Genomic DNA, 25,269 nt, shown 5'->3' on the forward strand with positions numbered 1-25,269 from the left:
AGCAGAGCGCCTGAGGCCGCGAGACAAAGCAGAGCGCATCGCAAAGCCTCAGTCTTCGCGCGCGGCAGCTTCCAGTGCAGGCAAGTCCATCTTCACCATCTTCATCATCGCTGCCATAGCCTTGGGATGCTTGATCAGCGCACCGATGTTGCGGGGCACGATCTGCCAGCACAATCCGAAGCGATCCGTCAGCCAGCCGCAAGCCATAGGCTTTCCGCCTTCGATCAACTTGTCCCAGTAGCTATCAATCTCTTCCTGCGAGTCGCATCGGATAAAGTACGAGAACGCTGGATTGAGCGCATAGGACGGACCTCCGTTAAGAAAGACCATCTCCTGACCTTCCAGCTCGATGGTGACCGTAGCGACTTTGCCCTCGGGCCATGGTCCCACGCCTTTGGAGCGCACTTCATCAATCTTGCGCGCATGAGGAAAGACGTTGAGGTAAAACTCGGCAGCCTCTCCAGCGTTGTCGTTGAACCAGAGGAACGGCGTAAGTTTGTTCATGGCTGGCATCATAGCAGCGACACACTTATTCACGGTAAGCCTCTGCGTACCCGACTGTTCTGAGAAGATGAGTAGGTCACATTTCAAGGACTCCCGCGCCTTCGCCGGGAAGAAGGATTTTGTATGCGGGACTTGTACATCGGCATAGACTGCGGCACGCAAGGCACCAAAGCTTTGCTTATGGATGACCACGGCAACGCTGTTGGTTCGGGCTATGCTGCCCACGCTCTCATCGAACGCTCAAACGGAGCTCGTGAGCAAGACCCATCCTGGTGGGTCGAAGCCCTTCGCACAGCGCTCAAGCAGGCACTCGCTGGTATCGATACATCCACCGTCCGCGCCATCGGCGTCTCCGGTCAGCAGCACGGACTCGTCGTGCTCGACGAGCACCTGCAGGTCATCCGCCCAGCCAAACTCTGGAACGATACCGAGACCGCACCACAGAACGCCGAGATCATCGCCCGCCTCGGCGGCAACGCGGCCTGCCTTCAGCGCATCGGGATCATCCCACTCACCGGCTACACCGTATCCAAGCTACTGTGGCTGCAGCAGAATGAGCCGGAGAACTTCGCACGCATCCGCCACATCCTGCTGCCGCACGAGTACCTGAACTTCTGGCTCACCGGCCAACTGTGTGCTGAGGCAGGCGATGCCTCCGGCACCGCATTCTTCGATGTCCGCTCGCATGAGTGGTCACGCGAGGTGCTCGACCTCATCGACAGCGGCACAGGACAGCTCTTCAGCGCCCTGCCCGCTCTCGTGCAGGCAAACGAGCCTGCAGGGACAATCCTTGCCAGCGTCGCACAGGAGTTTGGCCTGCCAGCCGACTGCCTCGTCTCCGCCGGTGGCGGCGACAACATGATGGGAGCGATCGGCACCGGCAATGTGCGCGAGGGTATCGTCACGATCAGTCTTGGCACCTCAGCGACGGTCTATTCCTTCCGCGACTCACCTTCGCAAGACGTCACAGGCTGCGTCGCTCCCTTCTGCTCGTCTTCAGGTGGATGGCTACCGCTGGTCTGCACCATGAACGCGACGAACGTCGTTACCCAGACCGTGTCCCTGCTCGACCGCACAGTTCGTGACATCGACGCCGCACTCGCAGCAACCGAGCCCGGCTGCGACGGCCTCACGTTGTTGCCCTTCCTCAACGGGGAACGCACACCCGATCTTCCAATGGCTCGCGGAACACTTACAGGGATCGCCACCAGCAACTTCACACCGGATCACCTTATCCGTGCAGCGGTAGAAGGCGTGAGTTTTGGAATTTTGAACGGATTGGAGATGATCCTCGAAGGCAAACAAAGCGATCGCATCCGACTCATCGGCGGTGGCGCCCGCTCCGCTGCGTGGAGACAACTACTTGCAGACGCCTCGGGCTCAACGATTGAAGTGCCGATGGAGCAGGAAGCCGGGTGCCTCGGCGCGGCAATGCAGGCGTTGTACCTGCATCGTACGTCGCTCGGTCATGCAGACACACTCAGCGAGATCGCGGACCTTTGTGTGAAACTCGACACCACCAAGACAGTGCTACCCGATCCCGGCAGGCTGGCCGCCTACCATGAGGCACGCCGCACCTATAATCAGCGCCTGCGGGACTTCTACGGGACAGCATGACAGATGCCGCTTATGCAATAAGCAACAGTTCGCGCTGGGATGCCAATGGAAGGATTGCTTCGACAAGTGCGTCCACCGCACAGGCCCCAAAAATACCGAACGTCGAGATGATTGGTGGAGCTGAGCGGGATCGAACCGCTGACCTCCTCGTTGCGAACGAGGCGCTCTCCCAGCTGAGCTACAGCCCCACTGTCTGGGTGACAAAAACAGTCTAGCAGGACACCCCGGCAGATACCAAGCCCGCTCTAAGCCGTCGGTTTCGGTCTCGCTCCCTGCAGCCCCAGTTCTCCCATCACCCGCTGCAGGTCCTTCCACGCCTCGCCCTTCTGCCGCGGATCGCGCAGCAAGAACGCAGGGTGATAGGTCACTGCCACCTTCGCTCCGCGTGCCTCGTGCCAGCTTCCGCGAAGTGACGCCAACGACTGCTTCACCCCGAGCAGATACGTTGCCGCCGTCGCTCCCAGCGCCACAATCACCTGTGGCTTCACCACATCGATCTGCTGAATGAGGAACTGGGAACAAGTCGTCGCCTCAACATACTCCGGCGTGCGGTTCGCGGGCGGTCTGCACTTCACGATGTTCGCGATATAGACCTGTTCGCGCGGCAACCCCATCGCGCCGATCATATTGTTCAGTAGTTGTCCTGCCTTGCCAACAAACGGCAGACCGCTCTCATCCTCGTCCGCTCCCGGGCCTTCACCCACAAACATCAGCCGAGCGCTCAGGTCACCATCGCCAAACACAATCTTGTGCCGACCCCCATATGCCAGGGGACAGCGGGTGCAATCTCCGATTTCGGCACGAACCTTCTCCATAGCAGCCGACCGTTCGGCGGCAGGTAAAACCAGCGAGGGCACAGGCACCAGCGCATCGAACGACTTCGGCTTCGGCATAGGGGCAGACATCTCCACAGACATAGGGGGTGGCGCATCGTCCGAAGGAAAGTAGTTCGTCGGAGCTGTAGCAGGAGTAGGAACTGCGGGCGGCGCAAACGCCGATGCTGAAGCACGCACAGAAGCAGCTGCCGGCGGAGCAGACGCACGCGGCGAAACGGTTGCCGCACCTCGAACCGGCGCGCCAGCCTGGGCTCGAGCTGGCACCACAACATTTTGCACGCTCGTTGCCGACTTGGCGGCAGTCAATGCCGCTCGTAACGACTCTGGCAGCGGCACCGAAGGGTCGTCGCGGCGATACAGATCGTAGATACCCATGTCGCGCAGGTAGTCGACATAGGCGCGCAGCTGCTGCTCAGGAGGAACGCTCATCATGTACCAGTCTAACTGGCGACGCGTTGCTACGCAGCAGAACCAGGCAGCGGCTTGTACGCGCCAACCGTGTACGTCACCTTGCCAGCACGCACCTCATCGGTCGCCACGCGGCAGGCCTTTAAGGAATTGGAGACGCCCAGTGATGGCGCTCCCGATTGCAGTTGCCGGGCGCGACGAGCAGCGCCCTTCACGAGAGAGTACTTGTTCTGCAAAAGCAGAGAATCGTGCTCGTTCAGGGACATATAGGCACCTCCGGGGTTATGGAGGTATGGTAATCGAGAAGTTAACCTGCTGAGGAAAACTTTTTACTGTGGAATTTCAGTCACAGTTCAAATCACTGTCGATAACAGTCTTGGGTTACAGCCCGAATGTGCCAAGCGCTGCATCGAGCCGCCCGGAGTGTTGCGAAGTGAGACACTCTGCTGCCAGTGCAACATCCGCGCTATCGCCTGCGCCACGCGCCACCAGCACGATCGCCCGCATCTCAGAGGCAGCCTGGTCCAGCACATCATTCACCAGCGCATACCGGTAGTCATCGAGCTTCAACAGCTCCGTACGCGCCTGCGAGAGCCGCCGCTCAATCACAGACTCCTCAGCTACGCCCTCAGCCTGACTACGATTCCGCAACCGCCGCTCAAGCACCTCGGGGCTTGGTGGCAAGATAAAGATCGATACCGCCTTGGGCATCGTCTTCATTACCTGCAATGCTCCTTGCACGTCGATGTCGAGTAATAGATCCGTGCCATTCTCTCGCGCATGGTCAAGCGCCGACAAAGCCGTCCCGTAGTAGTTGCCAAAGACCTCAGCCCACTCCAGGAACTCTTTCGCGGCGATCATTCTCTCGAACTCCGCACGCGTGGTGAAGTGATATTCCACACCATCCTGCTCCGAACCACGCGGCTGTCGCGTCGTGTAAGAGATCGAAAAATCGAGTCCACCCACCAGCCGCCGCGTTTCGCTTACAAGCGTCGACTTGCCCGACCCACTGGGCGCCGAAATGATAAAGAGAATGCCAGCCATGTGTCTGCTAAGTGTAACTGACCGCTGGCCCGCCCTACCCAATCCCCGGCAAGGCCACATCTTCATCCGAGCTGTCCACGGCGCCGAACTGCAGATCGTAGAGCCGGCGATACGTTCCTCCCAGCGCCAGCAACTCTTCATGCGTTCCCAGCTCTGTGATCGAGCCACGCTCCATCACCGCGATGCGGTCCGCCCGCCGCACCGTGCTCAAGCGATGCGCAATCACCAGCACGGTGCGCCCCTGCATCAGGTTCGCAAGGGCAGCCTGCACGGCGGCCTCACTTTCGGTATCCAGTGCGCTGGTCGCTTCATCCAGAATCAGGATCGGGGCATCCTTCAAAAGAGCCCGTGCGATCGCCAGCCGCTGTCGCTCTCCACCCGACAGCCGCGCGCCACGTTCACCAATCACTGTGTCATAACCTTGCGGCATTCGCAGGATAAAATCATGCGCTAACGCAGCCTTCGCGGCCGCTTCGATCCTCTCCATCGGAGCATCGGGTTGACCGTACGCAATGTTATGTCGCACGGTGTCGTTGAACAGCACGGTTTCCTGCGTGACCTTGCCAATCTGCTTCCGCAGAGAGGCCAGCGTCAGATCCCGCACATCATGATCATCCAGCAGAATCGCTCCACCCGTCACATCGTAGAATCGCGGCAGCAGATTCACCAGCGTCGACTTCCCTGCACCGCTCGGCCCCACCAAAGCCAGCACCTCACCGCGCCGCAGAGTCAGCGATATGCCGTGCAATACCTCCTTCACCGCGCCATCGCGGTTGTAATCGAACCGCACATCGCGAAACTCGATCAGCCCCGTGAAGCCTTTCAGCACCGCTGCGCCCCTGCGCTCGCGCACCTCATCCTGGGCGTCGATGAAACGGAATATCTCCTCACTTGCACCTACTGCCTGCTGAAAGCTGTTGTAGTACGTAGGCATCTTGCGAACAGGATCGTACAAAGCCATCACTGCGATCAGGAACGCGATAAACTCGCCTGCCGTCGCTCCATGCTGAATCCGATGCCGCCCATACGACAACAGAAGCGCAATTGCTACGGCGCCCAGCGCATCCATCAGCGGGGACGAAATAGACTGCACTGCAACAGCACGCATGTTGGCTGTCAGCAAGCGATCCGCTGCCCTCCGGAAGCGGTCCATCTCCCAGAGCTCCGTGCCAAACACCTTTACAATCCCGTTGCCCGAGATTGTCTCCTGCACGATGTTCTGAATCTCCGCGAGCTTATCCTGCCCCTTGCGAGTCGTCTTGCGCACGTTGCGTCCAACGCGTCGAGTCGAAGAGACGATCACGGGCACAAAGATCAGAAGCACCCACGCCATGCGACCGCCCACAACGATGACCACGCCAATCAGCCCGAGCAGCGTAAACAGCTGTTGCAGAAAGTCGCTCATCACCGTTGACATCGCACTCTGGACGCGGTCAACGTCGTTGATCAGCGTTGAGATCAGCGTGCCTGTCGTGTGACGCTGGAAAAACGCCGTAGACCGCCGAAGGATCGAGTTATACAGGTCGTTCCGGATGTCCCGGACCATGCCATACCCGGACTTATTCGCAAGTAGCGTCCCAAGGTAATCCGCTGGAAATTTGATGAGCGCAGAAGCTACCAGCGCAATCGCCACTACCGTCCACGCATTATGAAACCGATGCGGCAGCAACGCCTGCAGATTGATGTGGAACTGCGTATGCGGAATGACGAAGTTCAGCACCTCGTCTGGAGCAGACGCCGCACTTAGCACGTTATCGATGATTGGTTTAATCAGCAGAATGCGAAACGCCGTCAGCGCCCCCACCGCCGCCATCAGCACGACAGAAGCCCCCCAGAACAACGCATAGGGCTTCATATATTCCAGCAGACGCAGAACGCGCTTCATCCCCGCCACCAGCTGTCTTCGCAATCGTGATTCATCAAGTGCTAGTGTACGCGGCTAACACTACCTGGGCATATCCCGATGTCCGGCCTTCGCGCGATATCCCGCTGCCCCGAGTCGCTTCTTCAATTCTTCCGCAATCATCACCGAACGATGTTGCCCACCCGTGCATCCGATCCCAATCGTCAAATAGCTCTTGCCCTCGTGGATGTAGTGCGGCAACAGGAACGTCAGCATCTCCGTTACCTTGTCCAGAAACTCCTGCGTCTGTGGAAACTGCCGCACATACTTTGCCACCTTCGGATGCTTCCCGGTCAGCTTCCGAAACTCCGGAATGAAGTGAGGGTTCGGCAGAAACCGCACATCGAACACCAAGTCCGCATCGGTTGGAACACCGTTCTTGAAGCCGAAGCTGTTCACGGCAATCGTCAGATTCCGATCACTCTTGCCGTCGCCATGCGTGAACTGAGCATTGATGTGCGCCCGCAGTTCATGCACGTTGAATCGCGTCGTATCGAGCAGAATGTCCGCGACGTTCCGCACCGGATCGAGCCGCTTACGCTCATCGCGAATACTCGCAATGACCGTCTCACCCTTAGGCCCGCCCAGCGGATGAGGTCGCCGGGTCTCAGAGAACCGCCGCACCAGTGCATCTTCCTGAGCCTCGAGAAAAACTACCCGCGTCGGCAGCACCTTGCGCACCTTGCTCAGGATCGCCGGAAACCCCTTCAGGCTTATCCCTTCACGGACATCCACTACCAGCGCAGCGTGAGTGATCTCCGCCGACTTCGCCACAAGGTCGGCGAAACGAGGCACCAACTCTAAAGGCAAATTATCTACAGAGTAGAAGCCGAGGTCCTCAAACGCCTTCAGCGCCGAGGCCTTCCCCGCCCCCGAAAGTCCAGTCAAAATCACCAGTTCACGCGGAGCGGCAGCTGTCTTCGCGACAGCCTTTCTACGAAGTCGTTTGGCAGGGGCCATGCGGAAAGTATATCCCCGAAACTACACAGGCGAGATGCCAGGCAGGTTCCCTCCCTGGCATCTCGCCCCCATTCAATTTCTACAGCGCAGGCGCAGCAATCGGTCGCGGATGGTCACGCACCGTAGAGAAGCGCTCCTTGTTTCGAATGGCCTGCTGCTCCACCTTGGCAAGCGCGTCATGCAATGCGCCTTCCATCGTAGCCGCCTCCGCAGTCGCTACCAGAACGTCCCCGCGACACTGCAGACTGACCTCGGCGATCTTTCGGTACTTATCTTCCGTCAGCACGATATGGGCGTTCGTGCAGCGGTTCGTAACGCGTGTGATGGCGGCGAGTGCTGACTCCGCTTGCTGCTTCAAAGTATGCGTAACAACAGTGTGACGTCCGGTGAACTCAATATTCAAGCGATGCTCCTTAGATTCAGGTTTCGATGAAGGCGGTTCGTTCTGCCCAGTGCGTGCTCGGCGTTGTATCTCATGCCATGTTGGGTTAGACGTGAAGATGGATAGAGGGTTGCCATGTGCAATCGACGCGCCAAACAAGCCGTGAACCCTCCATGCCCGATGAACAATCAGTACAGCGGATTACCGCTGCCGTCGTTGATGTGTGCTAGGAATTTGCATGTCTTCGCGATACTTCGCCACCGTCCGCCGGTTCACCTGGATACCCTGCCGTTGCAGCTCAGCAGCCAGCTTGTCGTCGGTAAGCGGCTTGCGAGGGTCCTCCTCTTCGATCAGCTTCTTCACCTTGCGCTTCAACAGCAGCAACGGAAGGTCTCCACCCTCGGGACCGTTCACTCCCTCGGAGAAGAAGAATCGTAACTCATAAACGCCCTGTGCGGTGTGTACATATTTATTGGCCACCGCCCGGCTCACCGTCGAAGGATGCACCCCAATCTCCTCCGCCACCTCTTTGATCATCATCGGGTGAAGACCCTCCACCCCGCGCTCGAGAAAGTCCTCCTGTCTCCGGATGATGGCCTCACACGTCCGCACGATCGTGTTCTTTCGCTGCTCGATGTTCCGAAGTAACTGAATCGCCGATTTGTAGCGGTCCTTTACATATTCACGGACATCTCGCTCCAGCCCTCGATCTCGCAGCATCTTGCGATACACGCCACTCAGTCGCAGCGAGGGCATGTCCTCTTCGTTCATCACGACAACGTAACTCTCATCGCGTTTCACAAACGCCACATCCGGCTCAATCAGCCGCGTCGCCGACTGGTTATATCGCTGCCCCGGCCGTGGATCCAGTCGTCGAATCACCCCAATCGCCGCGTCGACCTGCTCCGCCGGACGCTTGAGCAATCTAACCAGCTCACGCAGATCCTTCTTCTGCAGTAACCCAAGGTGCGACTCCACGATCGTTGCGGCTGTATCGAGAATTTCCGAGCTGTCCGCCGAAGCCGCCTCAGCCGCCGCTCTGTCCATCTGCGTCAACCGCAGTTCATTCCGCTGCAGCGCCGCCCTTCGCATGGCCTCGCGCTGCGCGTTGATCTGTCGCAGCAAGCATTCCCTCAGATCCCGCGATCCCGTACCTACCGGATCAAGCTGTGCTACCACCCCGCGCGCCTCATCGATCAGTGCCAGCGCTGACTCCACTGTCATCGGCGCAGACTCCACACCGGCAATCTGAGCCTCTGCCACCAGTGCTGCCGCCAACTCTTCATCGGTCGCCGTCAGATATCCACCCTCGTCCAAATTGCCAACAATCAGCTCTGCTGCAAATCGGGTGGCTGCGCTCAAAGCCAATGCTCCCAGCTGCCACTGCAGATGATCCGAAAGATTGCTCGGCGCCGCCAGAAAATGTTCGAAGGACGGCTTATCCGCGTCCTCGAAGGTCGTCGCCGTCTTATAGCCGGGGTCAAGAAAGTCCTGAAAATAGCTCCCGAAGTCCACCTCATCGAACGGGTCGGCGGCCTCCGTATCGCGATTCTGGTCCTCCACACTCAGCTCAGACGTCGCCTCTCGGGCAGAGAGCTCCTCGATCGTCTCGGTCGATTCATCAATCTCTTCGAGGACAGGGTTCTCCACCAACTCCCCGTTGATCATGTCCTTTAGCTCGAGCTTGTTCAAAGCGAGCACACTGACCATCTGCACCAGTCCGGGGGTAAGGATCTGGCGCTGGCCGAGCTTTACGGTCAGGCGTGGCTGAAGCAGTTTAAACCTCGTTACATCGCTGGCCGGGGGAGACGTCCAGTGAGCAGGTGCCTGCTCCCGTAGGCCGCAAGCACGTACTGTGCCAGTCTACTCCGATCCATCCGTCAGCAAAGATACCCGTTCACCACTCATGTTCGCTTTTTGACCCAGCTTGGCACACGATTGAAGCATTTCCATAACGGGCGATTTACCCCGACTAGCCTCCGGGGAAAGTGGGCATTCATCCTCTGCTCAGACTCTGATTCCTTCCGTTGAAGCGATCCTTAGTCACGGTACCCGCACCCGTTGCCATATGATTTTTCCCCATACGAAACATCTACTTCATGAAAACGCACAAGTATTGTTGCAACCCTGACTCTCAACGTTTTGAATATTGAAAATGAAGAAGGCAAATCCCCTGCACATCGTCAACACCGGGCTGCAAATCCAGGATGTCCGGGAAGACAAAGCCTTCGCCGCGCGGCAGCTCCATAGCCACTCGCCGGAGATCCAGGTCATGGCCATGCGCCGCCTTGTCCGCTCGGTCCTTAATAGCGACGAGTCCGTTCTCCAAACCCTTGTCGACATCGCAGTTGAACTCTGCGGGGCTGACAGCGCTGGTCTCAGTCTCGTGCTGCCAAACGCCACCGACGCCCTCTGTCACCGATGGGTTGCGACCTCCGGGAAATACACCCCCTTCCTAGGTGCAGATCTTCCGCGTTACCCCAGCGCCTGCGGCGTCAGCCTCGAACTCGGTGGACCTCAGCACTTCCGCTTTGAGCCGGAATACTTTGAAATCCTTGGTATCGAGGCCCAGCCCATCGCCGATGGCATCACTTTGCCCTGGCACGTAGACGATCTACAGGGCACGCTTTTCATACTGTCCCACCAACGCCATGAAGCCTTCGATCTTCGCGACTGCCAGATGATGGAGCTGCTCTCTGACTTTGCCGCCCTCGCTATCCGCCAGCGACGCCACCAGGACAAATTTCTGAAGGAGGCCGCTCGCACGTCAGCGAAATCCATGCTCGGCAACGAGACCAGCACAGCCGCCAATCCTCTCCAAACCCTTATCCATGTCCTTTACATGACGGAAGGCGGTCTCAACACCGGCAGCGAGCACCTCTTCGGCTTTGGTGCTGGCGACCAGATGCAACCCCTCTCCAAGCTTGCTAACAAAATGCTGGCAATTCCCTATCCCACCAGAGAATTCTGGGAAAACTAAGGGACTGTTTTCAGGAGCAGGCCTGGGCGAACTCGCACCAACGGCTCGACTGCTGTAGTCGATAGCCCCAGCCAGAACCTTCCTTTCTCATTGATAACTTTCCGCAACAGGTGTTGAATAACCCCATGATTTCCCCGTGCCCCCACCACCTCGATGACACTGGCATCGAAGCCAACGATATTCGCGTTGACTCCGATTTTTCCGCGCGTCGACTCCATACACGGGACACAGAGATCCAGATCGTTGCGATGCGCCGCCTTGTGCGCGCGATCCTCTCCGACGAAAAATCCGTCCTTCAGGAGCTGGTTGACATCGCCGTTGAGCTCTGCGGGGCCGAAAGCGCAGGCATAAGCCTCGAGCAACCGAATGCACCGGACGCCACCTTCTACCGCTGGATCGCCACGAACGGCGCCTGTAATCCGTTCCTCAATGCCCAGCTGCCCCGCTATCCCAGCGCCTGCGGCGTCAGCCTGGAACGCGGTGGCCCCCAGCAATTCCGCTTCTACAAGCGTTTCTACGACCTCATCGGCATCACAGCTCCTGAGGTCACCGATGGCATCGTGCTTCCCTGGAGCGTCGACAACATCCGCGGCACCCTCTTCATCATGGCGCACAGCAACCGCGAGGCCTTCGACATCGGCGACTGCCGCATGATGGAACTCCTTGCCGAGTTCGCGGCCCTCGCCATACGACAACGCCGCCAGCAGGACGCCTTCCTCCGCCAAGCTACACTCAGCCGCTCCGCAGCCATGGCCGATACGCAGGCCAGCCAGCCCACGAATGCCCTAAAGAGCCTCGTCCATGTGCTCTATCTCGCCGAAGCAGGAGCGCCTCCCGCCGAGTTCCCGGCCACAGAAAGCTATCTCTCCATCCCCAGCCCAAAACCCGGGGACGAACTTCCGCCCTTGGCCGCGCTGGTCAACAAGCTTCTCTCCATGCCCTACCCGGCATCAGCCCCCGCTAGTCCATCTCCCACCAGGACACAGCGTGCTAGCCCAGTGATCCGCGCCCACTAGAGCCCTGCCCAAAACTGAAGTTCTCACCTAGGTAAATTCGCTTTACCTCAGCATCGCGCCCAAGCTCGCCCGGTGTTCCCGTACGGAAAATGCTGCCCGCGTTGACGATGTAAGCTCTGTCGGTCACGGAAAGCGTCTCTCGCACATTGTGGTCTGTAATCAGAACTCCGATGCCCGAAGCCTTCAGCTCAAAGATAATCTGCTGCAGCTCAAGTACTGCAATCGGATCGATACCTGAAAACGGCTCATCCAGAAGAATGAACGCTGGATCGATCGCCAGGCATCGTGCAATCTCGACTCGTCGCCGCTCCCCGCCCGAAAGCGCGTACCCCTGCGTCTTGCGTACGTGTCCAAGATTCAGCTGGGAGATAAGCGTCTCGGTCCGCTTCTTCCGCTGCTCCCAGGTCAGGTGCTGCGTCTCCAGCACGGCGAGAATGTTCTCCTCCACCGAAAGCTTACGGAACACCGAAGGCTCCTGCGGCAGGTAGCTGATCCCATGCTCGCGCGCCCGCAGATACATCGGCGTGCTTGTGATATCGACACCATCGACCGTAACCTGTCCAGCTTCCGGGCGCACCAGACCGACGATCATGTAAAAGCTGGTCGTCTTTCCAGCGCCATTCGGCCCCAGCAGACCCACCACCTCGCCCTGGGTAATATGCACGCTGACGTCGCGCACGACTTGTCGTCCACCGTATGACTTTGCGAGCCCCTTGACCGCCAGCGTTCTCATCTTGGATCTACTGCCTCTCTTTACTCTTGCTGTCGGACTTTGGATCGATGTGCGTCTCGGTATGCACGCGGGTCGGCTTGCTCGGGCCTGTTTCGCCCGACACAATGATCGTACTACCCGCATCACCAAAGAGTAGCGAGGCGCCCGTGATGCTGCCTTGCTGCGCATCCACAATCTTCGGTAGCTTTGCCGGCGTTCCCGTCAGCACAGAATCGCCCGTCGCCGCCGTGTACACCAACTGTTCACCCGTCCCATGCCGCCCCGGCTGGTCCAGCAACACATCACCCGTAATCACAATATGATCGAGCGAGCCGCTGAAGGGTGTGCTGTTCGGAACAGCTATCGTCGTCTTCGGCCCCGCTGGAGCAAGATACGCCACAGCGCGCTGAGCCCTGATCGTACCTGCATCGGCCTCCATGGTGACACCCTGCGGCCCGCTGAAGACCGCTTCACGCCGTACATCGCTGTAATCCAGCTTTGCCGCTGCGACCCGTACATAATTCGCCCGTTGGCTTGGCTTCTGCGGCGCAGCGTTCGGAGACGTGGTCGAAGTGCCGGCAAACACCGCGTGGATCAACGAGCTCGGTGTCGCTCCGTGGGCAACAAATGTCTTTTTCACGTTATCCATCAACAGCATCGCCGCCTGGACCTGCGATGCCTCCTGCCACATCTTCGCGGGCTGAGCATCCGTACCGTGAAACTCGGCTTGATTGCTCGCATGCGTAAAGTGCGCGCTCGCCGCGAGCACGTGCGTGTACGTCGCAGGGTGCGTCGCGCTCGCAACTGCACCCAACAGCGTCGCCTGCACTTTGCCAACCGCATCGGCGTCTTGCGTCCGATCATCCAGAACCACCGTCGACGCTGTCACAGTCGCATTTTCCTGCACAAGATGCGCATTTCCAGTCAGCATTAACTTCTCCGACGCCCCATCGTAGCTCGCCCTCTCCGCGGTCGCGTCGCCCATCTGCTGCTGTACGCCACTCTTCGCCTGCGCCTTCTCAGCGCCCACGCGATGCACCACTACATGTCCTGTCTGCACCGCAGAAGTCAGCCCCAGCTGTGCCTTGCCATTGGTCAGGACTTGTCCAAACGATGCATCCAGTCGGTCTCCCGCGCTCGTCTCCACCTCGCCTGCAGGCGCATCCTGGCGCAGCAATGTGTGTCCCTGAGCCTGCAGCTTCTGCGGCTCACTCTTGCCCGCTTGCGGCGTAAATATCAGGTCCAGATCGTCCGCCGTCAGTGTCGTCTTCTTGATCCCGGGCGCCGCCTTCGCCGCACCTTTCGCCCCACTCGCCAGTGATTCGCCGCGTGCCTCCGCCGTGCCCGTCGCATGGAGCTCGCGCAGCTCCGACTCGGTATGCGCTCCTTTAGGCGCCTGCACAAACTGCGCCACGATGCGGTCACCATGCATCTCGCGCTGCAGCCCACGATCGCCCAGGCGTTTGTCCACCAGCGCCAGTTGCGGGGCGCCGGTAGCCACCAGCTTCGACAGCTGCCCCTTCGCATCGAAGCTAAAGTCGACAGCCGACGCCGAACCCGCAATCGGACGCACCGGGTTGCTGTCGACCAGTTGTACGCTCCCGCTCAGTCGTCCCGTCTGCGGCACCGTCTCCGCCGTAAACGTTGCATCAAGCTCCTGTGCTGTAACCTTCTGCGTCTTACCCGTAAGCAGCACACGGCCCGTGGACTTCGACGCCGCAATGGAACCATCCTTGCGAAGGTTCAGCAGTGTCAGGTCAGCACTCGCTGTGCGTCCCTTCGACTCCGCCACCGTTTGCGTCAGCGTTGCAATATTCGCCGTCCTGTCTACCTGAGCCGTAGTAGCATGGATCACCACCGGCTGCCCATGCAGCACACCGTGCGCCACGACATCAGATAGCAATCGCAGCGTGCTCTCGTCCGTGTCGAACTCGGCTCCGGTCGCCGTGCACTCGATACCGCTGTAGTGAAACTCGACCTGCTCCTTCGTGGTCGCGACACCCAGCTTCTTCAAGTACTCCAACCCGCTGGTGCGCACATGAATCACCTCGCCCGACTCCTTGTTCGTCGACGCCGGCTCGCCCGACATCGACTTCATCGACGAATGCCCTGCGGTCAGCGATTGCGGCGCTACCAGGTCCATATGTACCTCGCCAACGGCCTTGACGATGCCTTCTTTCTCGTCATACGTGAACTCGTCGCCGGTGATGTAATCCGTGTGTTTCCCGTCGCGACTATAGAGCGTCACGTTCACGCCATGCAGATCGTACTTACCATCGCCGACCTGCGTGGCCGTCTTCGCATGGAGCACAAAGATCGTGCGTCCACCCTTCGACTGCGAGTAGGTAATCCCGTTCGTGTCCTTCGAAATCGACGCTCCTGCATGGTGCAGCAGCTTGGTATACAGATTCAGCGCGCGATATCGCCCATATCCGATATAGGCGACGAGGATGCCGACGAGCATCAACACCGCCGCCGCTAACACCCACCGAAGTCGCTTGATCGAAAATGCCATTGCCAGCTTTATCTTCTCATTTCAAAACAGGTAGCTTCGCTAGTTTGACGCCCTCAAGCATCGAATCGGTTCAACGCCGATAGAATAGAGATATGGCCGACCAGTTGTATCTCAGCTTGTGGTATCCCAACTTCCGCTTTCAGTCGCTCCCTGCGGCTCTAACGGGAGTCCTGAAGCAGTTCGCCGTCATCGCCCTTTCTGACGGCAAGCCCGACAAAGCGCACCTTGATCTCGGTCGCGTCTCCGCCGCCAGCGTCTATCCGATCGACTGGACCGAGTCGCCCACCTACCAGCGCATTTACGTCAACGATGCGCGCGCCGAGGAGAACCCAGACACCGCCGGCTCGCTGATCGAGAACGCAGTGCTCGAAGCCACCGAACAGCTGCATGAAGATCAAGCCTATGAGTTCGAAATGCGCTGGATGCTGTGGCTACCTGAGCTGGCAGGCGAAGGCGATGCCGAACTCGACGCCATCTGGAAGCTCCAACCCGCAAGAGTTCGCATCATCGGCTTCGGCCCAGACTTTGACGCCGGAGCCTTCGAGCAAAACGGCCAGATCCGCGTAGACTTCGGTCTCGATACCCCATGGATCATGGACGACGAGGCAGTCGATATCCAGACCGCAAAGTACATTCAGAAGAACATTGAAAAGCTGCTGGCCTTCACGCTCAGCGTGGAAAAGCACTGCGGCATCTCCAGTCGCCTTCTCTGGACGGAAAGCGGCGAGCCGCTGGCAGAGAAGCTCATCGCGAAACTACAGCGATTGAACTGACTCTGCAGTCCATTGCTCGTCATCTCGAAGGGGATCTACTGTTGCCTGCGCTATACATCAACGCGGCACTCGGTAATGCGACGTTCAGACAGCGCTGACACTTCAGCATCGGGTCTCACAGACTAACAATAAAAGGGCCAGGGCTTGAGCCCCGGCCCTCGCAACTCAGAGCGAAGGATAGTCCGTATACCCTTCCGCACCATGCGAGTAGAACGTCGCTGGATTCGGCGCATTCAGCTCCGCCCCCTTTGCAAAGCGAATCGGAAGATCGGGGTTCGCGATAAACGGTACGCCGAACGCCACGGCGTCCGCATCGCCGCGCTCGATTGCAGCATCGGCCGATTCCTTCGTGAACTTCTCATTCGTGATGTACACGCCGCCAAATTCTTCCTTCAGCGTCGGCCCAATCCAGTCGGAAGCCTCGTACTCGCGAGCCATCAGGAAGGCGATCTTGCGCTTGCCTAACTCCGTGGCCACGTAACCAAAGGTTTCGCGCGGGTTCGCATCATCAGGCACCTGTCCACCGTTGCGCGGCGAAAGATGCATGCCCACGCGTCCCGATCCCCAGACCTCGCACACTGCATCGACCGCTTCCAGCATCAGCCGCGCGCGATTCGCAACCGAACCACCATACGCATCCGTGCGATGGTTTGAGCTCGTCCGCAGAAACTGGTCTAGGAGATAGCCGTTTGCTCCGTGAAGCTCCACACCATCGAAGCCAGCGGCCTTCGCGTTCGCCGCGCCATGCTTGTAAGCCGCAACAATGCCTGGAATCTCTTCGATACCCAGCGCGCGCGGCGTCTCAAACGGCTTCTCCGGACGCAGCAGGCTCAACCGTCCCTGCTGTGCCACGGCACTCGGAGCCACTGGCAACTCGCCCTTGAGGTAGACCGGATCGGAGATGCGACCCACGTGCCAGATCTGCGCGAAGATGCGGCCGCCAGCCTTGTGAACGGCGTCCGTTACCGGCTTCCAAAGTTCCACCTGTTCGTCGCTCCAGAGGCCTGGAACCTGCGGATACCCCACGCCCATCGGATCAATCGGAATACCTTCCGATACGATCAGCCCCGCGCTCGCACGCTGTGCATAGTAAGTCGGAATCAGCGGGGTAGGCAGATGATCCGGCGTACCACGCAGGCGCGTCAGCGGAGCCATAATGACACGGTTCGGTAGTTGAAGGTCGCCAACAGTGATCGGATCGAGCAGATGAGCCAAAAGAAATCTCCCATGAGCAAAGGTGCTCATGAGAGATTGGATGATTCGATAGTGATCGAAGTTGCAGGTTAGGAGCTGACGATCTCCGAGAAGTCGGCTATGCGAGAGAAGTCCCTGGTGATCCGCTGAAGCAACGCGAGTCGGTTCTTTCGAACAGCCTCGTCCGGCGCCATCACCATCACCGCTTCAAAGAAAGCATCGACTTGTGGGCGCAGGGTCGAAATCGCTTCAAGCGCTGTACGGTAGTCGCCCGCCGCACGCAAAATCTCAACACCAGTAGCGACCTCGGCCGACCGCGCAGCCAACGCGATCTCCGTTGGCTCGGCGAGGACGGACACATCGACTGCACTTGGAATAGCGATGCCTTTTTCAGCCGCCTGCGTGAGGATATTCTTCATCCGCTTAAAAGCCGCACTGACAGCCAGGAAGTCCTCACTGCCGCGCACAGCCGTTACTGCCTCGGCACGAGCGACCAGATCGCGAAGGTCATCCGAGCCGGCGGCCACAGCGGCCTTCACCACGTCGTAGGCCTGATCGCACCCTTCACGCAGATAGAAATCGATCCGCTCGCTGAAGAACGCCTGAAGCTTCGCCGCAGTTTCTGGCTTCAAATCGCCTACAGCCAGCACGTCCGAAACTTTCAGATTGAGCGACGACTCGCTCAGCAGTCGCACGATGGAGTTTGCAGCGCGACGCAGCGCAAATGGATCCTTCGACCCCGTCGGCTCCATGCCCAGACCGAACATACCCGTGATGGTGTCGACACGGTCAGCCAGTCCAAGCACAATGCCCTCGGCACTTCGCGGAATCTCGTCCTTCGCCGAGGCCGGGAGATATTGGTCATAGATTGCATCGGCAACCGTTGCGTTCACGCCCTGAGACGCCGCATACAGACCGCCGATGGCACCCTGCAACTCTGTGAATTCCTTCACCAGTTCGGTCGTGAGATCAGTCTTCGCAAGCGTGGCAGCTTCATCGATCGCGGCTACATCGAGCGTTGCGCCACGTGATGTCGCAACAGAAGCCAGCTTCGCGGCCAAGGATCGCACACGCTCGGACTTCTTCGCATAGCTGCCCAAATCCTTCTGGAAGGTCACGTTCTCCAACAGCTTTACGCGGTCAACCAGCGGAGTTCGCTGGTCGAACTCCCAGAAGAACTTCGCATCGTTGAACCGCGCACGCAGCACGCGCTCATTGCCCTGCCTGATGATCGGAGCGTTCTCTTCACCGAGCTCGATGTTCGTCACCGTAAGAAAGTGCGGAGCCAGCTTGCCGCTCGCATCTTCCACCGCAAAGTACTTCTGGTGATCGCGCATAACGGTAACCAGCACCTCTTCGGGAAGCTTCAGGTAGTCGGCCTCGAAGTTGCCGAGCAGCACATCCGGCCACTCCGTCAGGTGCGTCACCGCATCGACCAGCGGCTCGTCCTCACGCCAGCGAGCGCCCGCCACCGTCCGCGTCACATGATCAAGTGCCTTGCGAATCTTCTGCCGCCTCACTTCAACATCGGCAAGCACATACTCACCCTCAAGCTGCGCCAGGTAGCTCTCCGGCAGCTGCACCTCGAACGGCTCGCCACTCGACAGTACACGATGCCCAAAGCTCGCGCGCCCCGCAGTCTTCCCACCGAAGCTCACAGGCACAACAGCCTCACCCAGCACGCAAACCATCCACACGATCGGGCGCACGAACTTCTCATTGCTGCCCGGAATCCAGCGCATGTTCTTCGCCCAGTAGATGCCCGCAAGTTCCTTCGGTAACTCATCGGCGATCACAGCCGAAGCGCTGCGGCCCTTCTTCACGCTGGTCGCTGCAAGGTACTCGCCCTTCGGTGTCTCAATGGTGCGCAGATCACTAACCGCCACACCCGACTTGCGCGCGAAGGCTTCAGCCGCAGGCGTGGGCACGCCGTCCTTGAACGCGATCTTCACCGCTGGTCCAGTCGTCTCTTCCGTGATGTCAGGCTGCTGCTCCAGCACGCCCTTTACCAGCACAGCCAGCCTGCGCGGCGTGGAGTACGAAACCGCCGTCGCTCCTGCTGCCAGCAGATGCTCGCGCTCCAGCAGAGCCGCTGTACGCTTCTGCAACTCCGCCTGTGCCGCCGCGATCATCCGCGCCGGAACCTCTTCCAAACCGATCTCAAACAAAAAGTCTGCCATTACGCCGCCGCTCCTGCTGTTGCAGCGGCTGTTCCGCTGGTCAGTCTTCCCTGCTCTGCATAGATCTTCGCAACACCTACGATCAGCGTGCGAATCCTCGCCATCACACCCACACGTTCCGTCACGGAGATCGCGCCGCGCGCGTCTAACAGATTGAAGGTGTGCGAGCACTTCAGAGCCAGCTCATACGCTCCCATCACCGGGAAGCGCAGCACCTGCTGGTGGTCCTCGTTCTTCTCATCGAGCAAGATCTTCGCGCGCTCCAGCAGCGCAAGACACTCGGCCTCGTACAACTCCAGGTGCTTCCACAACGAAGCCACATCCGCATAGTCGAAGCTGTACGCCGAGAACTGCTGCTCCTCATGCAGACGCACGTCACCATAGGTGAGTTCCTTGCCCGTTACCGCATCGCGCGACCACACGATGTCATATACCGAATCGAGGTCTTGCACGAACTGCGCCAGCCGCTCCAGCCCATACGTGATCTCGCCCGAGATCGGGTCTAGGTCCATACCGCCGCATTGCTGGAAGTACGTGAACTGCGTGATCTCCTGTCCATCGAGCATCACCTGCCAGCCAACGCCCCACGCGCCGCCCACCGGCCACTCCCAGTTGTCCTCTTCGAACTTGATGTCATGCTGCGCGAGGTCGATCCCAATCGCCACCAGCGACTCGAGATACAGCTCCTGCACCCGCTCCGGTGGCGGTTTCAGAATCACCTGCAGCTGCGTATGGCGGAACAATCGATTCGGGTTCTCGCCATAGCGACCATCGGCAGGCCGCCGCGAAGGCTGCGCATACGCAATGTTGATCGGCTTGGGTCCCAGCACGCGCAGAAAGGTATCAGGCGACATGGTACCTGCGCCCACCTCAAGGTCATACGGCTGCTGCAACACACACCCATGCTCCGCCCAGAACTTCTGGAGGGTGAAGAGGATCTCTTGAAACGTCAGGGATTTCTTTACGTTGTCCGAACTCATTCCTAGTAGTTTAGCGAATCTGTGCAACTGCGAGCTCTTCGAAAACTCATTCCTTCGGATTCAACAAACGTAAAACTGGCCTCTCCGTGGCTATAACATCGTAAATTTCGTCTTGTCCGACGACTTCATAGTGCTGTAGTCGCTCAGGTCCCGGATGGTCATCGTCCGCGTAAGTGGTCTTTCGGGTCAACTCAAGCAGATAGGACCACGAGAATTCACGAAACAATTTCCCAATGAATACCTCCGGTGGTGACGGATATTTACCGTACATTTCGTTCGACACCGTGTATGAAATGTAGTGGCCGAAGACGATCTCGAAAGAGCGAGCATGAGGGATCACCTCCGCACTAATCTCAGCGCGAATCCTCGCAGCTATCGCGGGTTCAAAATCGCGCTCTGGATTTTCAGGAAAGGCCTTCCGAGGTATCCACTCGTCGACGATCAAAAGGAGCCCAAATCCCTTCGTGATTTCGACCGACCTTACAACAAGATACTTACACTCATTGATTTGCTCGAGGGGTGTTCGTGAGGCCAAGCTCATATTTCTAGAATACTCATGCCGACATTTGATAGAACAACGAATACTCTAGGCCAGCATCGCCGCGCTCCGCAGCCGCCGCTCCAGATGCCGCTCCAGCAGCCCCACTGCAAACCCCCGCAAATCCACCGCGCGCGCGGCAGGCCACTCCTCCTCCGCCAAATCCGCCAGCGAAGCCCGCGCCATCCGATGGCTCTCCGCCACGCTCGCCGCGCTCAGCGCCTTGCTCTGCGGTCGGCGATCGTCATAGCAGGTCACGCCATCCGCCACCGGAGACCACCACACGGTCTGCCCTCGCAGATCGAGCCGACACGCCGCACAGTGCCCTAATTCCGGCATCCAGCCCATCAGCCGGTTCATCCACAGGCAGAAGTACAGCACGGGCAGCCACACTTGCCCCTCTTCCATCGCGCTCAGCACCGTCACCGCCAGCCGGAAGAGATTGTCATCCACGGCGAGGTCCGGCATCGCCTCCTCCAGCACCTCCACCACCAGCTGCAGCCCCGCCAGCCGCAGCGTGTCGATCGGGGCTGTCAGCGGAGACCACAGAATCTCGAACTGGTCCAGCCGCACCAGTTCCTGCTTCGGGCGCTCCGTGTAGTGGGCCAGCACGCGCGTCGCCGGCTCCAGAGCCCCACCGAACCGCCGCCGCGACCGCATCGCATGGCGCGCCACGCCCTTCACTTTGCCCTGCTCGCGTGTGAACAGACTCACCAGCAGGTCAGCCTCATGGAACGGCCACGTTCGCAGCACAATCGCCTCGCCGTGGTGTTGTATCTGCCGTCCCTGCGCCATCCTTCTATCGTCTCACCCTGCCGCCCAAACAAAAACGCGCAACCTTAGCTGAGGCTGCGCGTTGCTGCACTGCAAAAAAGCTTAGCGACCGAAGTGCGAGGCACCCTTTTCCTGGAAAGCAGCCCACTTTTCCGGCAGGTCGTCCGCAGCGTAGATCGCCGACACCGGGCAAACCGGGACGCAGGCGCCGCAGTCGATGCACTCGACCGGATCGATGAAGAGCTGCTCGGTCTCACCGTAGCCGCCCTCGTCCTTCTTCGGGTGGATACAGTCCACCGGGCAAGCATCCACGCAAGCTGTGTCCTTTGTGCCGATGCAGGGTTCTGCGATTACATACGCCATGGTTCTGATCTCCTAAGTAAAAACTTCCTTCTGATGTTGCTTATCGATCTCGATTCTAGCAAGGATTTCTGTCACGGATGTATCAACAAATATTCACAACTCGGACTGGTTCAGGCTTATTTCTTACGATTTAAGGACGTTTGGCAATTTCAGCAGCGCCTTGCCTGCGATGTCGGCGATCCTGGCAGGATAGAGGTTCTCTGCAGTCGCGGCGATCTCTTCGAGCGTCCACCAGCGAATCTCCTGCATCAGCGCCACCTCCGTTTCGGTCACGCCGATCAGTTTGGGCTCAGCCCGCGTACACCTCGCTGCGAAGAAGACATCGTAGTTCCGCACCGTCTCGCCAAGGTGCTCATAGGTGCCACCCTGCTCCTGATGCACTGGCCCGACCAGCGGCACCCTCAGCCCAAGCTCTTCGAACAACTCCCGCTCGGCCGCGGCGAGCTCGGCCTCACCGCTCTCAATCTCGCCGCCGGGAGTAACCCAGAAGACGAATAGCCCGTCACTCCGCATCGCCTGGAAGCGAATGAGCAACAGGCTATCGGTCTCGTCAAACAGAAATACTCGTGCAGAACGGCGAAGCCGCAGCATTACGCCAGCTTCGCCCGGCGCGCCGCAAACTCGGCAGGCGTCGGAATCGGCTCCAGATTCTTGCCAGCGAACATGTCGACGAACAGCTGCTGAATCTCGCCATGGATGTTGCCGTTCGTCGCCAACACCTCGCGGCTATCGAGCGTGAATTTGCTGCCGTCGAAGTGCGTGATCCGACCGCCCGCCTCTTCCACCAGCAAATATCCCGCCGAAGTATCCCAAGGATTTAGCTGAAACTCCCAATAGCCTTCCAGCCGACCACAAGCCACGTAGGCAAGATCAATCGCCGCAGCCCCAGCGCGTCGTACGCCGTGCGAGCGTAGCGTGAACTCTTGGTAAAAATGCACGTTCGGGCTCTCATGGCGCTTCTGACTCGGAAAACCTGTCGCGATCAACGACTCCTGCAACAGCGGCGCCTTCGATACGTGGATCGGCTTGCCGTTCAGGAAAGCACCCTCACCGCGAGCCGTCGAGAACATCTCATCGCGCAGCGGATCATAGATCACTCCGGCGACCATCTCACCGTCTTCATTCGCAGCCAGCCCAGGCGTGCGCTTCTCGCAGCCCAAAACCACCGCAAAGACCGGAAAGCCATGCGCAAAATTCGTCGTGCCATCGAGCGGATCGACATACCAGCGATACTCGGCATCGAGTCCGGTCCGCGTTCCCTCTTCGCCGTAGATGCCATGCGTTGGCAGCTCAGCATTCAGGCGGCCGACGATCAGCTTCTCGCTCGCGCGGTCGGCCTCGGTGACGATATCGACATCGCCCTTGAACTCCGCCGTTACACCGCGATGGTAGTACTCGCGCAGCAAGGCTCCCGCCTCGCGGGCGATCGACTCTGCAATAGATACAAGCCCTGCATACTCTGACATCGTTTAGACCGTCTCGCGCTGTGCGCTGCTGCGGCGTGCCGACGAACCAGCACCCTCGGTAATGGTGCGGATCTGAGTCTTATAGATGAACAGGTTCGGCTTGCCCTCACGGGTCAGGCGCACCATCATCTCATCGAAGTACTCGATCCAACCATGAACCACTTCCCCATCGCGCAGCTTGACGGCTACGGGTACCTGACGGTCGCTGAGCGACTTCAGATACAGCGCCTCCTGGCCCGTTTCACCGGTCGGCGGCCCCTTCTTCGGCTTCCTCTTGAAGATCGACATGCTTCAATTGTAGGGGATTTATTCAATCAAATCCCAAGCAATCACGGCTCTTAATTCGCTTCAACACAAGCAACCATTTGGTTCGAGAGACGTCGCGTCTTTCAGACTTCCACGGCACAGGTCACGACTTCATGGCCTCGGAACGTTGTTCCCGTAATACGCCGTTCGATAGCGCAAATCATACTTAGAGCGCTTCTCCGGATCCTTTAGCTGTAGCCGAATATGCCGCAGCCCCGAAGGATCGACGCCACGCTGGGGAGCGTAATAGCCTACCGTGTACTGCGTTCGCAGATCGTCCGACACGTGCGCGAACGCCGGCGCCAGGTCTTGCTTCTTGCTCACGTAGTAGTACTTGCCGCCGGTGTCGTTCGCCATCTGGATCAGCGCATGTTCGCCGCCCGTATTGCGGCCCGCATCCGCCTCCACCGGCACGATGATCAGCGAATAAATCATCGCTCCAGCGCGCTCCGCCTGCTCCAGCGCAGCATCGTAGCTGCCGTGATGGGTCGTATTCTCTCCATCAGTGATTACCACCACGACCCGCCGCGCACCTGCCAGCGGCACAGCCACCATGCGTTGGCTCGCGAGATATATCGCGTCATACAGCGCCGTCGCATCGCCATGCGGAACGTTGCCCAATCCGCTTTCGATCCGCTTCACATCATTCGTAAAGCCAACCACCTCGTCTACATTGTCGGAAAAGTACATCAGGTCCAGGCGGTCCTGCGCGCGCAGCAGCGTCTTCACAAACGTCTTCGCGGCCTCATGCTCCAGGTGATCGTCGATGGCCACGCTCTCGCTTGAATCGAGCGCCAGCACAATCTGCAACGGCGTCGTCGCTTCCTTATCGAACACGGCAATCTTCTGCGCCTTATTGTCCTCGAAGACCTCGAAGTCCTCCTGCGTCAGACCCGCCACCGGAGAGCCATGCTCATCCACCACATTCACGGCCACTGGCACGAGGCGGCTCTCGACACGCAGCCCCGGCATCTGCGGCAACTGACGTTCGATCGGTGCAGGCGCCTGTTGTGCCAGCGCCTGCGGTTGAATCGCAGCGTACGGCCCACCCGCCATCGCCACCATCAACGCCGTTAAAACAAACCTCATCGTGAGCTCAGGTCTTCCGGGAACGGCTCGCCATCGGCCCACACTGCGCCGTCGGCAAACTGCTCCTTCTTCCAGACTGGGACGGTCTTCTTCAGCGTATCGATTACCCAACGGCACGCCTCAAACGCCGCGCCGCGATGCGCCGAAGTTACCACGATCAGCACGCTCGTCTCCCCAATCTCCAGCCGCCCCAGCCGATGCACGATCGCCACCTCGCGCACACCCTTATACTCGATCGCTTCAGAACGGAGCACCTGCATCTGCCGCAGCGCCATCTCCTCGTAGGCCTCGTAGTCGAGATGCAGCGTCTTCCGCCCCCGCGTATTGTTGCGCACGATGCCATCAAAGACGCATACTGCGCCGTCTGGCCCAGCCTTGATCGCCTCCATCACCGCAGCGGAGTCAATCTTCTCCCGCGTCAGGAACACCATCGCACTCTCTTCCAAGCCGCCACTCACGGGAGGAAGAATCGCTACCTCATCGCCATCTGTGAGCACAGCACTTCCTCGTGCGTACTCATGATTCACCGCCACCGCCGCAGATTTCAGCGCCGCCTCGCTCACCACGCCATCCAGGCGCAGTTGCTCAAGCAGGCTTGCCACCGACGTTCCCTCCGGCAACTCGCGCCATCCGTCTCCATTTGCGAACGCGGCCTTCAACGGCCCGAACGATACTAGCCGCACACGCATCAACCGCTCCTGAATCAACAAAGAACTCACCCCTGCAGAA

25 protein-coding genes and 1 tRNA gene are annotated in these 25,269 nt (G+C 59.2%); 4 read left to right on the forward strand and 22 right to left on the reverse strand.

From position 1 onward, the window contains the following. Window positions 1-48: 48 nt before the first annotated feature. Window positions 49-504, reverse strand: a complete 456-nt coding sequence (locus tag OHL14_RS01970; RefSeq protein ID WP_263377626.1) for a VOC family protein — start codon at window positions 502-504, stop codon at window positions 49-51. Between the two features lie 123 nt (window positions 505-627). On the opposite strand from OHL14_RS01970, the gene xylB reads away from it, so the two are divergent. Further along, window positions 628-2,121, forward strand: a complete 1,494-nt coding sequence (xylB, locus tag OHL14_RS01975; protein ID WP_263377627.1) for a xylulokinase — start codon at window positions 628-630, stop codon at window positions 2,119-2,121. A 112-nt stretch (window positions 2,122-2,233) separates the two neighbouring features. Here xylB and OHL14_RS01980 read toward each other — a convergent pair. The 8 genes from OHL14_RS01980 to rpoN all read right to left on the reverse strand — a co-directional run bounded on the left by OHL14_RS01980 (window position 2,234) and on the right by rpoN (window position 9,364). After that, a tRNA-Ala gene (locus OHL14_RS01980) sits at window positions 2,234-2,309 on the reverse strand. A 57-nt stretch (window positions 2,310-2,366) separates the two neighbouring features. Next, a complete protein-coding gene (locus tag OHL14_RS01985) occupies window positions 2,367-3,389 on the reverse strand; it encodes a uracil-DNA glycosylase (RefSeq protein WP_317890387.1) in 1,023 nt (340 codons plus the stop codon). Window positions 3,390-3,415: 26 nt separating this feature from the next. Beyond that, the gene (gene rpoZ / locus OHL14_RS01990) at window positions 3,416-3,631 is read right to left on the reverse strand and encodes a DNA-directed RNA polymerase subunit omega (RefSeq protein WP_263377628.1); all 216 of its coding nucleotides are present in this window, start codon (window positions 3,629-3,631) and stop codon (window positions 3,416-3,418) included. A gap of 115 nt (window positions 3,632-3,746) precedes the next feature. Continuing rightward, window positions 3,747-4,409: a guanylate kinase gene (gene gmk, locus OHL14_RS01995; protein ID WP_263377629.1), complete on the reverse strand. Its 663-nt coding sequence runs from the start codon at window positions 4,407-4,409 to the stop codon at window positions 3,747-3,749. A gap of 34 nt (window positions 4,410-4,443) precedes the next feature. After that, window positions 4,444-6,294 carry an ABC transporter ATP-binding protein gene (locus OHL14_RS02000; protein ID WP_263377630.1) on the reverse strand — a complete coding sequence of 617 codons (1,851 nt, stop codon included), beginning with the start codon at window positions 6,292-6,294 and terminating at the stop codon, window positions 4,444-4,446. 60 nt (window positions 6,295-6,354) lie between these two features. Further along, window positions 6,355-7,272, reverse strand: a complete 918-nt coding sequence (rapZ, locus tag OHL14_RS02005) for an RNase adapter RapZ (RefSeq protein ID WP_263377631.1) — start codon at window positions 7,270-7,272, stop codon at window positions 6,355-6,357. A 79-nt stretch (window positions 7,273-7,351) separates the two neighbouring features. Continuing rightward, complete coding sequence (gene hpf, locus OHL14_RS02010; RefSeq protein ID WP_263377632.1) at window positions 7,352-7,675, reverse strand: ribosome hibernation-promoting factor, HPF/YfiA family; 324 nt, start codon at window positions 7,673-7,675, stop codon at window positions 7,352-7,354. A 180-nt stretch (window positions 7,676-7,855) separates the two neighbouring features. After that, window positions 7,856-9,364, reverse strand: coding sequence for an RNA polymerase factor sigma-54 (gene rpoN / locus OHL14_RS02015; protein ID WP_396270717.1), 1,509 nt, complete (start codon window positions 9,362-9,364; stop codon window positions 7,856-7,858). A gap of 445 nt (window positions 9,365-9,809) precedes the next feature. On the opposite strand from rpoN, the gene OHL14_RS02020 reads away from it, so the two are divergent. Next, window positions 9,810-10,634, forward strand: a complete 825-nt coding sequence (locus OHL14_RS02020; protein WP_263377633.1) for a GAF domain-containing protein — start codon at window positions 9,810-9,812, stop codon at window positions 10,632-10,634. A gap of 125 nt (window positions 10,635-10,759) precedes the next feature. Then, window positions 10,760-11,650, forward strand: coding sequence for a GAF domain-containing protein (locus OHL14_RS02025; protein WP_263377634.1), 891 nt, complete (start codon window positions 10,760-10,762; stop codon window positions 11,648-11,650). Here the strand turns inward: OHL14_RS02025 and lptB are convergent. Continuing rightward, window positions 11,625-12,383: an LPS export ABC transporter ATP-binding protein gene (gene lptB / locus OHL14_RS02030; RefSeq protein ID WP_263377635.1), complete on the reverse strand. Its 759-nt coding sequence runs from the start codon at window positions 12,381-12,383 to the stop codon at window positions 11,625-11,627. The two genes, OHL14_RS02025 and lptB, sit on opposite strands and share 26 nt — an antisense overlap. Window positions 12,384-12,390: 7 nt before the next feature. Beyond that, window positions 12,391-14,877 carry an LptA/OstA family protein gene (locus tag OHL14_RS02035; protein WP_263377636.1) on the reverse strand — a complete coding sequence of 829 codons (2,487 nt, stop codon included), beginning with the start codon at window positions 14,875-14,877 and terminating at the stop codon, window positions 12,391-12,393. 92 nt (window positions 14,878-14,969) lie between these two features. Here OHL14_RS02035 and OHL14_RS02040 point away from each other — a divergent pair, with 92 nt between their 5' ends. Continuing rightward, the gene (locus OHL14_RS02040; protein ID WP_263377637.1) at window positions 14,970-15,650 is read left to right on the forward strand and encodes a hypothetical protein; all 681 of its coding nucleotides are present in this window, start codon (window positions 14,970-14,972) and stop codon (window positions 15,648-15,650) included. 165 nt (window positions 15,651-15,815) lie between these two features. Here OHL14_RS02040 and OHL14_RS02045 read toward each other — a convergent pair whose 3' ends face one another. The 11 genes from OHL14_RS02045 to OHL14_RS02095 form a co-directional block, all read right to left on the reverse strand. Next, on the reverse strand, window positions 15,816-16,895 hold the full coding sequence (locus tag OHL14_RS02045; protein WP_263377638.1) for an alkene reductase: 1,080 nt from the start codon (window positions 16,893-16,895) through the stop codon (window positions 15,816-15,818). A gap of 38 nt (window positions 16,896-16,933) precedes the next feature. Continuing rightward, window positions 16,934-19,024 (reverse strand): glycine--tRNA ligase subunit beta, encoded by a 2,091-nt coding sequence (gene glyS, locus OHL14_RS02050; RefSeq protein WP_263377639.1) that lies wholly within the window; start codon window positions 19,022-19,024, stop codon window positions 16,934-16,936. Continuing rightward, window positions 19,024-20,004 carry a glycine--tRNA ligase subunit alpha gene (locus OHL14_RS02055; protein WP_263377640.1) on the reverse strand — a complete coding sequence of 327 codons (981 nt, stop codon included), beginning with the start codon at window positions 20,002-20,004 and terminating at the stop codon, window positions 19,024-19,026. Before OHL14_RS02055 ends, glyS begins: the two co-directional genes overlap by 1 nt. Window positions 20,005-20,050: 46 nt before the next feature. Next, window positions 20,051-20,545 carry a hypothetical protein gene (locus OHL14_RS02060; protein WP_263377641.1) on the reverse strand — a complete coding sequence of 165 codons (495 nt, stop codon included), beginning with the start codon at window positions 20,543-20,545 and terminating at the stop codon, window positions 20,051-20,053. Between the two features lie 45 nt (window positions 20,546-20,590). Beyond that, window positions 20,591-21,337, reverse strand: coding sequence for a DNA repair protein RecO (gene recO / locus OHL14_RS02065; protein ID WP_263377642.1), 747 nt, complete (start codon window positions 21,335-21,337; stop codon window positions 20,591-20,593). A gap of 81 nt (window positions 21,338-21,418) precedes the next feature. Then, a complete protein-coding gene (locus OHL14_RS02070; protein ID WP_263377643.1) occupies window positions 21,419-21,679 on the reverse strand; it encodes a 4Fe-4S dicluster domain-containing protein in 261 nt (86 codons plus the stop codon). Window positions 21,680-21,802: 123 nt separating this feature from the next. Next, the gene (locus OHL14_RS02075; protein WP_263377644.1) at window positions 21,803-22,270 is read right to left on the reverse strand and encodes an NUDIX domain-containing protein; all 468 of its coding nucleotides are present in this window, start codon (window positions 22,268-22,270) and stop codon (window positions 21,803-21,805) included. Continuing rightward, on the reverse strand, window positions 22,270-23,145 hold the full coding sequence (locus OHL14_RS02080) for an inositol monophosphatase family protein (protein WP_263377645.1): 876 nt from the start codon (window positions 23,143-23,145) through the stop codon (window positions 22,270-22,272). Before OHL14_RS02080 ends, OHL14_RS02075 begins: the two co-directional genes overlap by 1 nt. Before the next feature lie 3 nt (window positions 23,146-23,148). Then, entirely contained in the window at window positions 23,149-23,433 is a 285-nt protein-coding gene (locus OHL14_RS02085) for an RNA chaperone Hfq (RefSeq protein WP_263377646.1), read from the reverse strand. A 129-nt stretch (window positions 23,434-23,562) separates the two neighbouring features. Continuing rightward, on the reverse strand, window positions 23,563-24,540 hold the full coding sequence (locus OHL14_RS02090) for a VWA domain-containing protein (protein ID WP_263377647.1): 978 nt from the start codon (window positions 24,538-24,540) through the stop codon (window positions 23,563-23,565). After that, window positions 24,537-25,259 (reverse strand): molybdenum cofactor biosynthesis protein, encoded by a 723-nt coding sequence (locus OHL14_RS02095; protein WP_263377648.1) that lies wholly within the window; start codon window positions 25,257-25,259, stop codon window positions 24,537-24,539. The genes OHL14_RS02090 and OHL14_RS02095 overlap by 4 nt, the downstream gene beginning before the upstream one ends. Window positions 25,260-25,269 lie beyond the last annotated feature (10 nt).

It is taken from the genome of Granulicella paludicola, assembly GCF_025685545.1.
In the GTDB taxonomy this organism is placed as follows: domain Bacteria; phylum Acidobacteriota; class Terriglobia; order Terriglobales; family Acidobacteriaceae; genus Granulicella; species Granulicella paludicola.

What these genes read in the sequence shown, in the direction of transcription:
- OHL14_RS01970 (WP_263377626.1), bottom strand. Translation starts at nt 504, where the DNA reads ATGAACAAACTTACGCCGTTCCTCTGGTTCAACGACAACGCTGGAGAG.
- xylB (WP_263377627.1), top strand. Translation starts at nt 628, where the DNA reads ATGCGGGACTTGTACATCGGCATAGACTGCGGCACGCAAGGCACCAAA.
- OHL14_RS01985 (WP_317890387.1), bottom strand. Translation starts at nt 3,389, where the DNA reads ATGATGAGCGTTCCTCCTGAGCAGCAGCTGCGCGCCTATGTCGACTAC.
- rpoZ (WP_263377628.1), bottom strand. Translation starts at nt 3,631, where the DNA reads ATGTCCCTGAACGAGCACGATTCTCTGCTTTTGCAGAACAAGTACTCT.
- gmk (WP_263377629.1), bottom strand. Translation starts at nt 4,409, where the DNA reads ATGGCTGGCATTCTCTTTATCATTTCGGCGCCCAGTGGGTCGGGCAAG.
- OHL14_RS02000 (WP_263377630.1), bottom strand. Translation starts at nt 6,294, where the DNA reads ATGAAGCGCGTTCTGCGTCTGCTGGAATATATGAAGCCCTATGCGTTG.
- rapZ (WP_263377631.1), bottom strand. Translation starts at nt 7,272, where the DNA reads ATGGCCCCTGCCAAACGACTTCGTAGAAAGGCTGTCGCGAAGACAGCT.
- rpoN (WP_396270717.1), bottom strand. Translation starts at nt 9,364, where the DNA reads ATGGTCAGTGTGCTCGCTTTGAACAAGCTCGAGCTAAAGGACATGATC.
- OHL14_RS02020 (WP_263377633.1), top strand. Translation starts at nt 9,810, where the DNA reads ATGAAGAAGGCAAATCCCCTGCACATCGTCAACACCGGGCTGCAAATC.
- OHL14_RS02025 (WP_263377634.1), top strand. Translation starts at nt 10,760, where the DNA reads ATGATTTCCCCGTGCCCCCACCACCTCGATGACACTGGCATCGAAGCC.
- lptB (WP_263377635.1), bottom strand. Translation starts at nt 12,383, where the DNA reads ATGAGAACGCTGGCGGTCAAGGGGCTCGCAAAGTCATACGGTGGACGA.
- OHL14_RS02035 (WP_263377636.1), bottom strand. Translation starts at nt 14,877, where the DNA reads ATGGCATTTTCGATCAAGCGACTTCGGTGGGTGTTAGCGGCGGCGGTG.
- OHL14_RS02040 (WP_263377637.1), top strand. Translation starts at nt 14,970, where the DNA reads ATGGCCGACCAGTTGTATCTCAGCTTGTGGTATCCCAACTTCCGCTTT.
- OHL14_RS02045 (WP_263377638.1), bottom strand. Translation starts at nt 16,895, where the DNA reads ATGAGCACCTTTGCTCATGGGAGATTTCTTTTGGCTCATCTGCTCGAT.
- glyS (WP_263377639.1), bottom strand. Translation starts at nt 19,024, where the DNA reads ATGGCAGACTTTTTGTTTGAGATCGGTTTGGAAGAGGTTCCGGCGCGG.
- OHL14_RS02055 (WP_263377640.1), bottom strand. Translation starts at nt 20,004, where the DNA reads ATGAGTTCGGACAACGTAAAGAAATCCCTGACGTTTCAAGAGATCCTC.
- OHL14_RS02060 (WP_263377641.1), bottom strand. Translation starts at nt 20,545, where the DNA reads ATGAGCTTGGCCTCACGAACACCCCTCGAGCAAATCAATGAGTGTAAG.
- recO (WP_263377642.1), bottom strand. Translation starts at nt 21,337, where the DNA reads ATGGCGCAGGGACGGCAGATACAACACCACGGCGAGGCGATTGTGCTG.
- OHL14_RS02070 (WP_263377643.1), bottom strand. Translation starts at nt 21,679, where the DNA reads ATGGCGTATGTAATCGCAGAACCCTGCATCGGCACAAAGGACACAGCT.
- OHL14_RS02075 (WP_263377644.1), bottom strand. Translation starts at nt 22,270, where the DNA reads ATGCTGCGGCTTCGCCGTTCTGCACGAGTATTTCTGTTTGACGAGACC.
- OHL14_RS02080 (WP_263377645.1), bottom strand. Translation starts at nt 23,145, where the DNA reads ATGTCAGAGTATGCAGGGCTTGTATCTATTGCAGAGTCGATCGCCCGC.
- OHL14_RS02085 (WP_263377646.1), bottom strand. Translation starts at nt 23,433, where the DNA reads ATGTCGATCTTCAAGAGGAAGCCGAAGAAGGGGCCGCCGACCGGTGAA.
- OHL14_RS02090 (WP_263377647.1), bottom strand. Translation starts at nt 24,540, where the DNA reads ATGAGGTTTGTTTTAACGGCGTTGATGGTGGCGATGGCGGGTGGGCCG.